This is a genomic window from Paenibacillus sp. Soil522, from assembly GCF_001428245.1.
In the GTDB taxonomy this organism is placed as follows: domain Bacteria; phylum Bacillota; class Bacilli; order Paenibacillales; family Paenibacillaceae; genus Pristimantibacillus.
The window spans coordinates 81,573-96,348 of sequence record NZ_LMRV01000110.1 but is presented as its reverse complement, the minus strand read 5'-3'; the positions used below and the strand labels follow the sequence as shown (position 1 = coordinate 96,348).

12 protein-coding genes and 2 pseudogenes are annotated in these 14,776 nt (G+C 50.1%); 5 read left to right on the top strand and 9 right to left on the bottom strand.

All coding sequences use genetic code 11. The features are described 5' to 3' along the window. Positions 1 to 205 precede the first annotated feature (205 nt). Positions 206 to 817: a superoxide dismutase gene (locus ASG81_RS28700; protein ID WP_056642968.1), complete on the top strand. Its 612-nt coding sequence runs from the start codon at positions 206 to 208 to the stop codon at positions 815 to 817. Positions 818 to 882: 65 nt separating this feature from the next. Here the strand turns inward: ASG81_RS28700 and ASG81_RS28695 are convergent, their stop codons facing one another. Beyond that, positions 883 to 1,710, bottom strand: coding sequence for a helix-turn-helix domain-containing protein (locus ASG81_RS28695; RefSeq protein WP_056642965.1), 828 nt, complete (start codon positions 1,708 to 1,710; stop codon positions 883 to 885). 230 nt (positions 1,711 to 1,940) lie between these two features. Between ASG81_RS28695 and ASG81_RS33380 the strand changes: the two genes are divergently transcribed. Then, positions 1,941 to 2,756, top strand: a complete 816-nt coding sequence (locus tag ASG81_RS33380; RefSeq protein ID WP_235549074.1) for a hypothetical protein — start codon at positions 1,941 to 1,943, stop codon at positions 2,754 to 2,756. A gap of 151 nt (positions 2,757 to 2,907) precedes the next feature. On the opposite strand, the gene ASG81_RS28680 is transcribed toward ASG81_RS33380, so the two are convergent. From ASG81_RS28680 to ASG81_RS28660, 7 genes and pseudogenes are all read right to left on the bottom strand, one after another. Continuing rightward, positions 2,908 to 4,026: a S1C family serine protease gene (locus ASG81_RS28680; RefSeq protein ID WP_056642955.1), complete on the bottom strand. Its 1,119-nt coding sequence runs from the start codon at positions 4,024 to 4,026 to the stop codon at positions 2,908 to 2,910. A gap of 12 nt (positions 4,027 to 4,038) precedes the next feature. Continuing rightward, positions 4,039 to 5,292, bottom strand: a complete 1,254-nt coding sequence (locus ASG81_RS28675; RefSeq protein WP_056642952.1) for an FxLYD domain-containing protein — start codon at positions 5,290 to 5,292, stop codon at positions 4,039 to 4,041. 156 nt (positions 5,293 to 5,448) lie between these two features. Beyond that, a complete protein-coding gene (locus tag ASG81_RS28670) occupies positions 5,449 to 7,119 on the bottom strand; it encodes a ribulokinase (protein WP_056642949.1) in 1,671 nt (556 codons plus the stop codon). 15 nt (positions 7,120 to 7,134) lie between these two features. Further along, positions 7,135 to 7,215 (bottom strand): annotated as a pseudogene (araD, locus tag ASG81_RS33375) (L-ribulose-5-phosphate 4-epimerase); the annotation flags it as partial. Between the two features lie 7 nt (positions 7,216 to 7,222). Further along, a pseudogene (locus tag ASG81_RS33370) lies at positions 7,223 to 7,438 on the bottom strand (GntR family transcriptional regulator); the annotation flags it as partial. A gap of 140 nt (positions 7,439 to 7,578) precedes the next feature. After that, positions 7,579 to 8,457 (bottom strand): UTP--glucose-1-phosphate uridylyltransferase GalU, encoded by an 879-nt coding sequence (galU, locus tag ASG81_RS28665; protein ID WP_056642946.1) that lies wholly within the window; start codon positions 8,455 to 8,457, stop codon positions 7,579 to 7,581. Between the two features lie 356 nt (positions 8,458 to 8,813). Then, on the bottom strand, positions 8,814 to 9,926 hold the full coding sequence (locus ASG81_RS28660) for an RNA-guided endonuclease InsQ/TnpB family protein (RefSeq protein ID WP_056642941.1): 1,113 nt from the start codon (positions 9,924 to 9,926) through the stop codon (positions 8,814 to 8,816). Between the two features lie 219 nt (positions 9,927 to 10,145). Between ASG81_RS28660 and trxB the strand changes: the two genes are divergently transcribed. The 3 genes from trxB to ASG81_RS28645 all read left to right on the top strand — a co-directional run bounded on the left by trxB (position 10,146) and on the right by ASG81_RS28645 (position 14,470). Then, positions 10,146 to 11,087, top strand: coding sequence for a thioredoxin-disulfide reductase (trxB, locus tag ASG81_RS28655; protein ID WP_056643278.1), 942 nt, complete (start codon positions 10,146 to 10,148; stop codon positions 11,085 to 11,087). A 235-nt stretch (positions 11,088 to 11,322) separates the two neighbouring features. Beyond that, positions 11,323 to 13,272: a glycoside hydrolase family 13 protein gene (locus tag ASG81_RS28650; RefSeq protein ID WP_081417645.1), complete on the top strand. Its 1,950-nt coding sequence runs from the start codon at positions 11,323 to 11,325 to the stop codon at positions 13,270 to 13,272. Positions 13,273 to 13,408: 136 nt separating this feature from the next. After that, entirely contained in the window at positions 13,409 to 14,470 is a 1,062-nt protein-coding gene (locus ASG81_RS28645; protein WP_056642938.1) for an S-layer homology domain-containing protein, read from the top strand. A gap of 144 nt (positions 14,471 to 14,614) precedes the next feature. Here ASG81_RS28645 and ASG81_RS33615 read toward each other — a convergent pair whose 3' ends face one another. After that, complete coding sequence (locus ASG81_RS33615; RefSeq protein WP_268795838.1) at positions 14,615 to 14,746, bottom strand: hypothetical protein; 132 nt, start codon at positions 14,744 to 14,746, stop codon at positions 14,615 to 14,617. Positions 14,747 to 14,776 lie beyond the last annotated feature (30 nt).

Here is a 14,776-nt window from a genome sequence, read left to right as displayed (position 1 = left end):
CATCGTTTTTATCGATTTTTATGTAAACTGGCTCAGGTTCTCTCTGCCTAATTCGCATAATTTTGATAGGACAGTGATAACCTATTGCAGGTTAAGTTCGATATCCCTGCCCTTCCGACTTTTGAAACAATAATGTTGATTTATTCGATCGGATAAGGGATAATGGATTTGGATAACTACATATCATTTAGGAGGCTGTAAAAAAATGGCACATCAACTACCTGCTTTGCCGTACGCGCACAACGCACTTGAGCCGCATATCGATGCGACTACTATGGAAATTCACCACGGCCGTCACCATAACGCATACGTGACTAACCTTAATGCAGCTTTGGAGTCCGCTCCAGAATTGCAAAGCAAATCGATCGAAGAATTGATCTCCGATCTTGCTAGCGTTCCTGAAGCTATCCGTACTGCTGTTCGCAACAACGGCGGCGGACATGCTAACCACAGCTTGTTCTGGGAAACGATCGCTCCAAACGCTGGCGGAGCACCTGCTGGCGCTCTTGCAGCAGCAATCGAAAGCGAGCTTGGCGGCTTTGATGCTTTCAAAGCGGACTTCGCTAAAGCAGCAACTACTCGTTTCGGCAGCGGCTGGGCATTCCTTGCGGTTGCAAACGGCAAATTGAAAGTATACAGCCTGCCTAACCAAGACAGCCCGATCATGGAAGGCGAAACGCCGATCCTTGGTCTTGATGTATGGGAGCACGCTTACTACCTGAACTACCAAAACAAACGCCCTGACTACATCGCGGCGTTCTGGAACGTAGTTAACTGGGATGAAGTTAGCAAACGTTACGAAGCAGCTGTAAAATAATATTGTTTTCCAAAACGGCGCTTTCCTCATTCCTGAGGAAGCGCCGTTTTTGCGTTTTATGACGGTCAATAAGCTAGTTTCTTTTGTGCAATCATTTTAGTCATTGCATGTTTATGAGGAATGCCCGACGAATTGCAGTCAAATATAACTTCTGAACTGTCCTTAATGAGCCAGTCGTGATAATGTGCGAGTAATTCTCCAGAATGCCACTTAAACGCGTTGGGTTCCTTTTCAGGCGGTGGAGCTATAAAGGGTTTGTTAACAAATACATTGAAAACATGCAGACCATTTGTGTTTGTGAATTTCTTATAATTACTAAATATGTCGTTTCGATAATCAGGCTTCAAATAATGTAAAACACCGCTAGAAAAAAGGATGTCGTAATTGGATTGCAAGCGAAAATCCAAAACATCTGCTTTGAAAGCTTTAACTGGTACACCAACTTTATCAGCAAGCTTTTTAGTTTTTTCAATACCTGCATCTGATATATCGATTGATGTAACATCATACCCATTTCTTGCAAAAAACACGGAGTCTTTCCCCTCGCCGCAACCAATATCTAATAATTTCAGATGTTTGGCAGGGGGCATTAAACGAATGACTTCATAACATGCCGTATTGGGTTCCATACCCCAATAATAATCTGGCGTTTTGTATTCTTCCTCATAGATCGTAATCAGTTTATCTTGTGATACATACCCAAGCAGCTTGTCAATATTTACATCTAATGCTGTAGATAGACTTGGTAACAACGAGATTTCGGGCATTGTTTGAGCATTTTCCCATTTTGAGACTGCTTGAAAGGTAAGTCCGAGTATTTGTGCAAGTTCTTCTTGTGTTAGTCCCTTTTCCTTACGATATCTGTTTATGTTTCTTGCCAGTGTGTCTTTCATAATATTTCACGCTCCTTGGTAACCAATTTTATTGATACCAACTAATACAAGCAATAACCTGGTATTTGATATTATATTTTACTCAACCAACAGTTGAATTGAATTCTTACCTTTACAGCTACGATGATGTCCTTTCATCCAAAACTCGCGAACACCGGATGGGCATTTGCCGCATACGATACATAAGGATAAATGCCTAATTTGTTTCGTGAAGGAGACTGAGTGCTTGCATGGACTATACTTACGCTAACGAGCAACATTTTCTCGCGGGTCGCGAGCAGCCAGTACGAGCCGGCAGCGATTGCGGATGCGGGGGATCGCGTATGATCATGCCGGGCGGACCTGGAGGGCCGGGCGGACCAAGCGGCTTATTCCCTCCCGGACCTGGACCGTTCCCTCCCGGACCTGGACCGTTCCCTCCTGGACCTGGACCGTTCCCTGGACCCGGACCATTCCCTGGACCCGGACCGTTCCCTGGACCCGGACCGTTCCCTGGACCCGGACCGTTCCCTGGACCTGGACCGTTCCCTGGACCTGGACCGTTCCCTGGACCCGGACCRTTCCCTGGACCTGGACCGTTCCCTGGACCCGGACCGTTCCCTGGACCAGGACCATTCCCTGGACCTGGACCGTTCCCTGGACCTGGACCGTTCCCTGGACCCGGACCGTTCCCGTTCCCGTTCCCGTTCCCGTTCCCTCCTGGGCCGCTAGCAACGGTAACGGTTGTCATCAACGGGGGAAGAACGTTCCCTAACGTAACGCAAGCCTATCGAGTGAGATTCTTTCCGGGCATGGCGATCTATCAAGCGCTTGCTGCAACCGGCGCCGTCCGTTTCAACTTTAGAGGACAAATCGTTTCCGTAAGCGGCGTTCCGATTGGCGGCAACATCAGCTATCGGCTTCAGTTGAACGGACGCAGTATTCCAGCGTCACTGCTTAACTTCCCGGTTCAACGCTATGACTCTGTAGCTCTTGAGCTCATTTACAACCCTTTCTTCCGCGAGGATGAAGCCGAATCTGAAGTCGAAGCTGAGGACACAAACTAGCACGACTAAACCCGTCTTTCGGCAAAAAAATAAATAAAGCAAGAGCTTCAACAGCAGCCCCTCAAATATAAACAAGGAGCTGGAAAGAGACGTCTCCCCCAGACGTCATTTTCCAGCTCCTTTTCTTTTGCTTGCCCCTTCGGCAAACCTTTTACTTAATCGCCTTTCCTTTTCCGCTTATAAGCTTCAACTGATCGTTTTCGTAGCCTACCTCATAGGTGACCTGATACTTGCTGAGCACATATTTGCCGTCAACCCGCTCGTCCGCTGAAATAACCGCGATAACCGTAGCGGTATCGTCCCTGCTGTCCGTTACTTGCATATTATCGATGACCACATTTAACGTCCCTAAGTAGCCCTCCCTGAACTTCTCGTAGCTTGTGCCTTCCTTCCAGTTGCCACCAAGCAGTGAGTACGCATAGACGTAATCGGCGTTGTTCAGGCTGTCGTAAAAATGAGTGACGAGATAACCCGCGTACTCTTCTAACGAAGCATCCTCCTCCAAAATAGCCGAATCAGCCGAAAGCTCCAGCTCGGGAAGCTCGGTCATCGGCTCTTTGGACCAGCCTTCAGCAATCTCGATAACGTTCGCAATCGGAATGCTGAAGCCAATCGAGCCTCGCTCGTAACCGGCTGAGTTAATGCCGAGAACTTCACCCGTCTTCTGATCGACGAGCGGCCCTCCGCTGTTGCCGGGAGCGATTGGCGCCGAGATTTGGTACAGGTCCGAATACAAGTAAGGCTCAATTTCAAAGCTTCTGCCTAAGCCGCTAATAATGCCGGTAGTAACCGTGTTTTGAAAGCCTAGCGGACTGCCCACAGCCAGCACCTCGTCGCCTACCTCCGCTTTCTCGCCCTGTACAACCTGCAGAGGCTCGATGCCGGTCCAAGCGTTCACGCGAACGACAGCGACATCCGTCTCCGTGCTGATGCCGATAACCTCTCCGTCCAGCTCGCGCGCATCCGCCGTTTTAATTTTCACATTGCGGGAGCCTGCAACGACATGCGCGTTCGTAATCAGATCGCCTTCCCAGTTATAGAGGAAGCCGGAGCCTTGCGAGCCGTTTTCCGTTTCAATCATAACGACGAGCTTCTGCGTCTCAAAAATGATATCCTTAAGCGTCTTCGCCTTGCCTCCTTCAGCAACAGAAAGCAGCGGCTTCCCCGCAAGCCGGCTTGGCACATCTGAATGGACGAACAAAGCAGCAGCCATTCCTCCGCACACAATAAGGGCCGATGCGATGACGCTGATCCATATCCGTTTACTCATCTCATCGCCCCCTTAATCCAAATACCAAGTCGCATGATCAACGACGACGGTCGTATTTTCTGCATTGACGCCATACACGGTGCCCGTAAAGCTCATCTTCCCGCCAGGCTCGACGTAATCCGGCGCCGCCTCGGCCGTGCCCGAGCCCACTTCCTTGCCTTCAGCATCGTATACGATAAACTTAACGGTGATCGAATAAATAGGCCGCGTAGCTGCGTTTTTCAGCTCGGCTGTTACGTTAAGGTCGCCAAACTCATCAAGCGTCGACTCCATATGAACAACCTCGACGGCTGCCGTCTGATTTTTCAAATCCTCTGCCGCCGCTTGCTGCATCGCTTGCTCTAACCGCTGCTGCTCGGTCTTCTCATACTCTGCCTGTGCCTGGTTAATGCGTTTCTCAAGCGAGAGCAGGCGTTCATTATCTTTGGCAAAAGCAAGCGCCCTATCCGTCACCGATAGTGCGTCCGTATAATTTTTTTTCTTAAGCAGCGCTTCAGCTTCGTTACAGCTAATATCTACGATTTTCGCAATGATCTGCTCCCGCACGGCGGCTGCTTCTTCACCATCTAAATGATTCGCAACGTTAAGCTTCGACTCAAGCTCATCGATTGTACTCAGATCAGCCAGCTCAGCTGTCAGCCTCATAACGCCAAGCTGCTCCGTATAAACGCCCAGCTGCTCCTTCATCATCGCGTAGATCGGCTCAGCGTGGCCCTTAAGCCCCTTCCTTGCCTGCTCCAGCGCCTGCTCCGCCTCCGTAAGCTTCTGCTCCTCAAGCAGCTTCCCGGCTGCCTTAACCGAACGTGACAGTTCATCGGCGAGAGCTGTGATTTCGGCATCCTTCTGTACCGCAGCAAAGCCCGGACGGGCATCGGCCGCTTCCTTAAGCAGCGCTTGCGCCTCAGCATACTTGCCTGCAAGCGCCAACGCCTTCGCTTCGGCCTGAAGCTTGATCACTCTTTCATTAATTCCTGTTTCATATATATAGTAACTAAAAACAGAACCAGTCGTAACAAGCGCAAGCAAAACGGGCACGAGCCATGCCCATACGGAGCTCCCGGCGCTCCGCCTCAAGGCAGCGTTTGGCCTATTCGACTGTTCCCCTGCTAATTCTTTCTCTATGGATGCAGCAGTCTCGCTTAAGACCTCAGCCCTCTCAGCATCTAATGCCGCTGCAGGATCCTCATCCGCAGCAAGCAGTCTTCCGCACTGGCTGCAATAGATCGCATCGTCTGTCCGCTTCTTTCCGCAATGATGGCAATACACTTCCGTTCATCCCCCAGCTACTCATTCTCTCCTCGCACATCTATCTATTTTATATGAAATAGTAAAATATCACCATTTTTAAATAGTGGGAAATTTTAAACAAAAAAAAACGATTCTGCCGCATATTATGCGCGCAAGAATCGTTTTCCTCATAGACTAAGCCTGCTCTTCTTTTATCGCTTTAAGCCGTTTCATCACATCGTTTGAACCGCGGCCGTAATAGTCATGCAGCAGATTGTATTCCGCATACAGCTTCTCGTACACCGCTACGTTTGCCGGGATCGGCTTGAATGTCTCTTCGCGTACGCGAGCCATCTTCTGAGCCGCATCGACGATGCTGTCGAAGCCGCCCTTCGCTGCGCCTGCCGCTACCGCTCCAAACATTGCTGCGCCGAGCGCAGGCGTTTGCTTGGATGCCGCAACCTTGATCTCGCGGTTCGTAACGTCTGCGTAAATTTGCATAAGCAGCGCGTTTTTCTGCGGCAAGCCGCCGCATGCGTACAATTCATTGACTTCGACGCCGTTGCTGTGGAACGCATCGACGATTTTACGCGTGCCAAAGGCCGTCGCTTCAAGCAGGGCGCGGTAAATCTCCCAAGGCTTCGCCAACAGGGTTAAGCCTACGATCGTGCCCGTCAAATCCGTATCAACCAGCACGGAACGGTTGCCGTTCCACCAGTCCAGCGCCAGCAAGCCGGATTCACCAACATTCAGCTCGTTTGCCTTGCGGGTCAAATAAACATGTACATTCTCGCCAGCCTGCTCCGCCTCTTGCAGCACATAAGCAGGAACCGCTTCCTCTACGAACCATTCGAAAATATCGCCAACAGCCGATTGGCCTGCTTCATAGCCGAAGTAGCCCGGAATGATGCCGTCTTCGACGACGCCGCACATTCCTTCAACTTCCTTCTCTTCCGTTCCAAGCAGCATGTGGCAAATCGAAGTTCCCATCGCCATAACAAGCTTGCCTGGCGTTACTACGCCAACACCCGGTACAGCCGCGTGCGCGTCAACATTGCCGACCGCAATCGCGGTGCCCGGCGCCAGCCCGATGCGGGCAGCAATATCAGGAAGCAATTCCCCGGCTTTCGATCCGAGCGGAACAACCTCGCCGCGCAGCTTTGTTTCCGTCAGGTTCTCGAGACGCGGATCAAGCGCTTTGAAAAACTCCTTGCTCGGGTAGCCTTCTTGCTTATGCCACATGCCTTTGTAACCAGCCGTACAGCTGTTGCGCACGATATTGCCGGTCAATTGGCCAATTACCCAGTCGGTTGCTTCAACGAATTTATCAGCCGTTTCATAGATGTCCGGCGCTTCGTTCAAAATTTGCCAAGCTTTGGCCATCATCCATTCGGATGATATTTTACCGCCGTAACGCGGTACCCACTTCTCTTCGCGCTGCGCAGCAAGTTCATTAATAAGGTTAGCTTCATCCTGGGCTGCGTGATGCTTCCACAGCTTCACCCAGCTATGCGGATTATCCTTGTAAGCATCCTGCACGCATAGCGGCGCTCCCTCTGCGTCGATTGGAAGCATTGTGCATGCCGTAAAGTCGATGCCCAGCCCGATTATATCGGCAGGGTCGATGCCGGATTCCTTCATAACAGCAGGAACGGACAATTCAAGCACTTCAATATAATCAAGCGGATGCTGAAGCGCCCAGTCATACTCAAGCTTAATGCCGGAGACAGGCAGCTTCTCATCGATAACATGGTGAGTATATGGGGTAACGTGCTCCGCTATCTCAGCACCGTTAGACAGATCAACAAGAACAGCGCGACCCGATTGTGTACCGTAATCTACGCCAATTGCATATTTTTTGCTCATTTTTCCATGTCCTCCTTATTTTTGGCCGTAGTAGGCGTTTGCTCCATGCTTGTGCAAATAATGACGGTCTAACAAAGCTTGATCCATCGGCTGAACATTCGTCGGATACGAATGTTCCCCTCCCTTGAGCGCGATAGAGCCACCCCTCCTGCTCCAAATCGCCCAGCGCTTGACGCACCGTTTGACGGCTCATTTCAAACTGCTTGCCGATCTCGTTCTCCGATAGCAGCTTATCATGCGGCTTGAACTGCGCCGTGACGATCCAGGATAAAATTTGCTGCTTCAATTGCATATATTTGGGCGTTTGCTGTTCCTTCACTTCACACCTCAGCTCCGTTAGTTGTACGACTAGTAGTATAGCATAAGCCAAACTTGTACGTACATGGTAATGTCGCTATCGGCAGGAGCCCCTCTCATGCAAAAGAGCCGCCCATCGGCGGCCCTTCAAATGATAGATACTTATGAGTTCGTCTCCTTTAGCCTCTCCAACAAGTATCTTCTGACATCCCCGGAAAGATCGGCTCGCTCCAATGCGAAATCGATCGTTGCCTGCACGAAGCCCAGCTTGTCGCCCACATCATGTCTGCGGCCGTCGAAGCGGTAAGCCGATAACGAGGCTATACGATTCAATTCCTGCAAGCTGTCCGTCAGCTGGATTTCTCCCGCCTTTCCAGGCGCCGCTTTCTCAAGCAGATCGAATATGGCATTGTCCAGCACGTATCGTCCGACAACCGCGTAATTAGAAGGCGCTTGCCCCGGAGCCGGCTTCTCGATGATGTCGCGTACGCGCGCAACCTGCTGGCCCCGCTCGATATCAACGATGCCATACTTATGCGTCTGTTCCCACGGCACTTCCATAACGGCTACGACAGATGAATACTGCTGCTCATACACGTCGATCATTTGGCGCAAGCACGGCGGCTCCGATTTCAAAATATCATCCCCGAGCAGAACGGCGAAGGGTTCGTCTGCAATGAAGCGGCGGGCGCACAAAACGGCATGGCCGAGGCCCAGCGGCTCCTTCTGACGAACGTAGTAAATGTCCGCCAGCTGTGATATTTTACGGACCATATCCAGCATTTCCTCGTTATGACGCGCCTCCAGCTCCATTTCGAGCTCGGCCGATTTGTCAAAATGATCCTCGATCGCCCGCTTGTTGCGGCCGCTGACGATCACGATGCTCTCAATGCCGGATTGAACCGCCTCTTCTACTATATACTGAATGGCTGGCTTATCGATGATTGGGAGCATTTCCTTCGGCTGTGCTTTCGTAGCAGGCAAAAACCTGGTTCCTAATCCCCCAGCAGGAATAATCGCTTTCCGTATCCGCTTTTCCATTCAAGCCCCTCCCCCAAATCATTACATGACTCGCATATACTCCCTCCATCATATCCATTCTATAATTAATTATCCAAAAAAATGACCTTTACCGGCTAAGCGGAATACCAACGTCAACGACTCACGACTAAAGTCGCGAGCTTGTGACGCTCCAGTAGTGCAAATGCCACGATGACACAGCACCTTGTATATACAAGATGCCGTTGTAGCTCCTACCTTTACCGCACCCGGCGGCATCGCCTCCATGGAAGCGTGAGGTCACATCCTCGATTTATCCTTTGGAAAATATCGAAATGGATATTTCCGAAGAAACATCGAACGGGCAGGCTGACAGCTACCCTGCGGCATAAGCGTGCTTATGTCGCATCTTTGGCGATGTACTTGTTTCCACTCTGCCAAAGATTCATCGAGGCGATACGGTCGTCATTCGACCTGTATCCGCAGGCTCGGCAGCAAAAGAGATGCTTCTTTTTGTTGCGATTTTCTTTCGCGATGTGATTACATTTCGGGCATGTTTGCGAGGTGTATTTGGGATTGACCGCGATGGTCTTGGAGCCCGCCATCACCGCTTTGTACGTGATCATTTGGCGAAGCTGGTAATAGGCCCACGAAACCGTGACGTAACGGCTGTTTCGGTAAACCCTTTCCGCCCACTTGCGCACGCCTTGCAAATCTTCCAGCACAAACAGCGTTTTGGCTCCATAGCGGGATATGAGTGCCTTACTGACCTGATGGTTAACATCGGTCATCCAACGGTTTTCTCTCTGCCCGATTTTTTTTAATCTTCGACGTGCAGATGGCGTTTGCCGCATTTGAAGCGCTTTTCGAAGCTGTTTATAACGTGCCCGTTTATCTTTGATGCGCCGACCCGAAAAGAAGGTCGTTTTGCCCGCCGAATCATAGGCGGTGGCAACAAAGTTTACCCCCATATCAATACCGATGACTTGGTCCAGGTTCTTATCTTCGATTTCATCGATTTCTTTGGTCATCGGGATATGCAGAAACCACTTACTGTGCTTGTGAACCAGCTTGGCCGTGCCAAAGCGCCAGGAGCCATCGAAGAAGTGTTCCATACCCTTGGACTCGAAGGCTACCTTGACGCGGCCTTCCAAGGTATTGAGTGAGAAAACGCCTGCCGCCAAAGAATAGTCACGGTTCCAAACCAAATCGTATTCAGGACGTTTGAACTGTACGTATGTCCGATCGTGCCCGCTTGATTCATTGGTTTTATACCGTGCGAGAACGGTTTTAAGCACCGACTGCGCCATTTGCGAACGCAAACCAAACTGCTGCCGCAAATAGGTATTCGTTAGCTTGTGCAACGACCTGGCGTTTAAGGCTGTTCGTTCAAAAATGAGCTTCGAAACCATGTTGCATCCTTTTCGATAAGCGGCCATGGTTTTGTGCAACAACATGGCTTGAAGTGAGGTTGGTTTGATTTTCAGTTTCGCTGTAAGGGTAAGATTCATGGATTCACCTCCCTGTTGATAGAGTTATACGATCATTGTATACGACCATGTGTTCGTATACAAGCAAAACCAGGCGTTTCCTCTCATGACTGAAGTCACGAGTATCCACGCCCCTATTGATGAACGTTACATGAACGATATTGACTTTAACGCTAGATTATAATAATTTTAATGTAGTACTTATTATTTTGATCAAGTCCCGAATGGAGGATATAGATGATGCATAAAACAATCATTATCGGTACAGGTCCTGCCGGATTAACGGCTGCTATTTACTTGGCTCGCGCGAATATGGAGCCGCTCGTTATCGAAGGGTGGCAGCCAGGCGGCCAGCTTACGACGACTACGGAGGTAGAGAACTTCCCGGGCTTCCCTGACGGGATATTGGGCAGCGAGCTCATGTCCAACATGCGTAAGCAAGCGCAGCGCTTCGGAGCAAAATTCAAAACCGGCTCCGTGAAAAGCGTCGATTTCAGCAAGCGTCCATACACACTCGACGTTGAAGGGATCGGCGAGCTGCAAGCGGAGTCGATCATTATCTCGACAGGCGCTTCTGCCAAATATCTTGGCATCCCGGGCGAGCAAGAAAATATCGGACGCGGCGTAAGCACCTGCGCTACCTGCGATGGCTTCTTCTTCCGCGGCAAAAAGATTATCGTAGTCGGCGGCGGCGACTCCGCAATGGAGGAAGCGGTGTTCCTCACCCGTTTCGCTTCCGAGGTGAGACTCGTTCACCGTCGCGAAGATTTGCGCGCTTCGAAAATTATGCAGGACCGCGCTCGCGCCAACGACAAAATCGTATGGAGCTTAAACCGCACGCCGCTTGAGGTCGCTGCAACGGGAATGGGTCTGCAGGGATTGAAAGTGCGCAATAATGAAACCGGCGAAGAAGAAATGCTGGAGACAGACGGCTTATTTATTACGATTGGGCATACGCCTAATACCGCCTTCCTTAGCGGCCAAATCGATACCGATGAGCAGGGCTACATTATCGTGAAGCCAGGCACTTCGGAGACGAACATCCCAGGCGTATACGCCTGCGGTGACGTGCAGGACCGCCAATACCGCCAAGCGATTACGGCAGCGGGAAGCGGCTGCATGGCTGCACTCGATTGCGAGCGTTTCTTGGAATCGCAAGCGCATGAAGCGGCTCACGCGTAAACTTTTTTCCCAAATTGACTAGAACAATACGTGCAAATTATGTATAATAAATGTGTTGAGAGTTACAATAGAAAGGCAATGCTACCGCAACCATTTGTTCGCAATATGCTTCGCGTGAGCGGCGCCTGAACGTATTATGGGAGAAGGTACAACCTCGGCTTTTATGAGCAGAGGTTGTACCTTTTTTCGCGTTGTAAGTCTTTTTCCATACCAATCATAAGGAGCGATAAAAAACATGTTATTAGAAGCTGTTTATCACAGACCGAAGCAAAACTGGGCCTACGCCTACGACGGGAAAACGCTGCACCTTCGATTGCGCACCAAAAAAGACGATGTTGCCGAAGCCGTGGCAATCGTTGGCGACAAATATGCATGGGATCAAACCCTCACTACTGTTACGATGCGTATTTTCTCCTCAGATGAGAGGTTCGACTATTGGGAAACGGCTGTTATCCCTCCGTTCCGCCGGCTGCGCTACGCGTTTCGCTTGACTAGCGGGGATGAGACGGTATTCTTTACGGAAAAAGGCTTCGAGCAAACGATGCCGGGACATTCAAATTATTTTTTCGATTTTCCATATATTAATCCAATCGACGTATTCAAGCCGCCGGCTTGGCTGAAGGACGCTGTCTTCTATCAAATATTCCCTGAGCGCTTCGCGAAAGGCGATCCATCGCTTGATCCCGAGCAGGTGCTTTCTTGGGGCGGCGAGCCGACTCCGCAAAACTTTTTTGGCGGCGACCTGCAGGGCGTAATCGATCACTTGGATCATTTATCCGCGCTCGGCATCAATGCTGTCTATTTCACGCCCTTGTTTGAGGCGACAACGAATCATAAGTATGACACGCAGGACTATATGAAGGTTGATCCGCATTTCGGCACGAACGAGAAGCTGAAGGAATTGGTTGACGCCTGCCATGCCCGAGGAATTCGCGTACTGCTTGATGCGGTATTCAATCACTCCGGCAGAACGTTCCCACCGTTTGTCGATGCGCAAAAGAATGGACAGCAATCGAAGTATGCAGACTGGTTCTACGTTCGGGAATGGCCGCTGCAGGTTGTTGACGGCGTGCCTTCTTATGAAACGTTCGGGTTTGAGCCGCTAATGCCGAAGCTGAACACCGAGCATCCTGAAGTGAAGCAGTATTTGCTCGAGGTCGCGCGTTACTGGGTCGAGGAAATCGGAATCGATGGCTGGCGTCTCGACGTTGCCAATGAGGTTGACCATCAATTTTGGCGCGAGTTTCGGATAGCGGTGAAATCCGTTAATCCGGAAGCGTACATTTTGGGAGAAATTTGGCATGATGCGATGGCGTGGCTGCAGGGCGATCAATTCGATGCGGTCATGAACTATCCATTTACGAATGCGGTGCTTGATTTCTTCGCCTATCAGACAATTGACGCAGCTGCCTTTGCCCATGCGATCGGCACGCAGCTTGCCGCTTATCCGCAGCAGGTGACGGAAACGGCCTTCAATTTGCTCGATAGTCACGACACACCAAGGCTGCTGACGATATGCGAAGATAACATCGGTTCGATGAAGCTTTCGTCGTTGTTCCAGCTGACTTACCCGGGAACGCCATGTATTTATTACGGCGACGAGGTAGGAATAAATGGAGAAGGCGATCCCGGGTGCCGCAAATGCATGGTTTGGGATCCAGCGGAACAAAACACGGAGCTGCTGCAATTTTATAAAACAGCAATCGGACTTCGCCACAGCCACAGCGCGCTTCGCAGCGCGGACATTCGCTTCGTGCACGTCGGCGAATCGGACGGCACCTTGGTATATGAGCGCCGCGATGGCGATCAGCGCTTGCTTGTCGCGCTAAATGCGCGCGGTAAAGCGGCCGATCTGCGCTTCACTGTTGAAGCGGCGCCGGCAAATAACGGGGCTGTTCCGTACGCAGTTGCGTTTACAGGCTTTGCTAGTGCGGAGACATTAGAGGAAGCAGTCGCTGCCGCTGCACCGGCGGAGGCTGCCGGAGCGGCGAGCTCAGCCGCAGTGACAGAAACAGATGCAGTAACAGTGGCAGTGGCGGGCGGAGGCGAATCCGCTTGGACGACGCTTTTCTCTAGCACAAGCGCTCTGGCTGCCGGCTCTACGCTGGCTAGCAATGCGAGTGGTCAGTTAAAGCTCTCATTGCCTGCTTTTGGCTACATCATTTTGCAGCAAGTAACGGCATAACAGCAAAGGACAGAGGCAGCCTCCAATCGGGCTGCCTTTGTCCTTTATTACCCCCTTGATTTTCCAGTAGAATAATCTGCCTTACTTTGATATCCTCATAGAGGAATTTTTTTCAACCAAGAGAGGAACATCAAAAATGAAAAATATTTATTTTCGCAGCACGATCTTCTTACTTTTATCCCTGCTTCTGATTTTTCCGCTTCAGTCTGTACAAGTGAAAGCGGCTGAGCTCGATCCTTTGGAACTCTATTTTCCGGCGGACATAGAAGAGCACTGGGCTTATAACGAGCTGGACAATTTTGTAAACGCAGATTTGTTACGGGGCTATGCGGATCAAGAAGGATATGTAACGGTTAAGCCAAACCATCCTATAAGCCGCGCGGAGTTTGTATCGATTTTGGTTCGCGCATTAGGTTTGGCAAGCGATGCGGCCGGAACGGCTTTTACTGACGTCGAACAAGGAAAGTGGTACTTCGATTCGATTCGCGTTGCCAGCTCCCTTGGTATCGTTAGCGGGATTAGCGAAACAAAATTCGGGCCAAATCAACTGATCAAACGCGGCGAGATCGCTACAATGGTCGTTAGAGCCTTTTCTTCCTCTGTCCAATTTGAAGGAGAAACGAAGCCATTTACGGATGTTCCCGACTACTTCGCTAAAGAATCCATTTTAAAAGCAAGTCAAGCCGGTATCGTACGTGGAGCCAGTGAAACGCAGTTCAAGCCTTTCGCCAATGCAACAAGAGCTGAAGCCGTTGTCATGCTGCAGCGTGCGTTAGACTTGCAAAAAAGCGCACTGCCTGAAGACGGTCTGCTCACATCTGCCGTGTTAGATTTAGAGGAGCAGGAAAATCAAAAAATCAAAGATAAAGCCTATGATCAATTAGAAGATGTGTATGCGCAATTTTATACTGGTTATTATTTAGCGTATAGCCATTCTTATTATGAAGAAATGATTGCACATATCAATCAAGGGTATGAACTTGAATTTGAGAAAATCACTGAACAAACGCTGACGGTCATGGATAAAACAGATCGATTCGCCGTAGTTGAGTCGAAAGGCGGCAGCTACAAAGTAACGACCACTAAAGATAATGAAGCAACCACAGATACAGTGGCAACCGACGGCATTTACTTATTGAAGAAAATGAATGACAACAGTTGGAAAATCTACATGTACTATCAGGATGGGCAGCAATAAACGAGTTTATTTCATAAAAAAATGGAGTGTGAACTGTAAACGTTCACGCTCCTTTTTTCACCTCAGGCACCTGTCCTCGGCATTCCCTTTGACACACTTATGTAGGGGTTCCCTCTGAAGGGACCCGATTTTTTTTCATAAGTATTAAACGGACTTATTTTTAAGCTGCTTTTGTAATTGAGCGATTTGTTTCTGCATCTGCTCCATCTGCAACTGCATTTGCTGCTGTCCACGTTGTTGTTCTTGTTGATCCTTTTGCGACTGAATTTGAGCCATCTGATCCTGCTCAAGTGCAAGAGCTTGCCC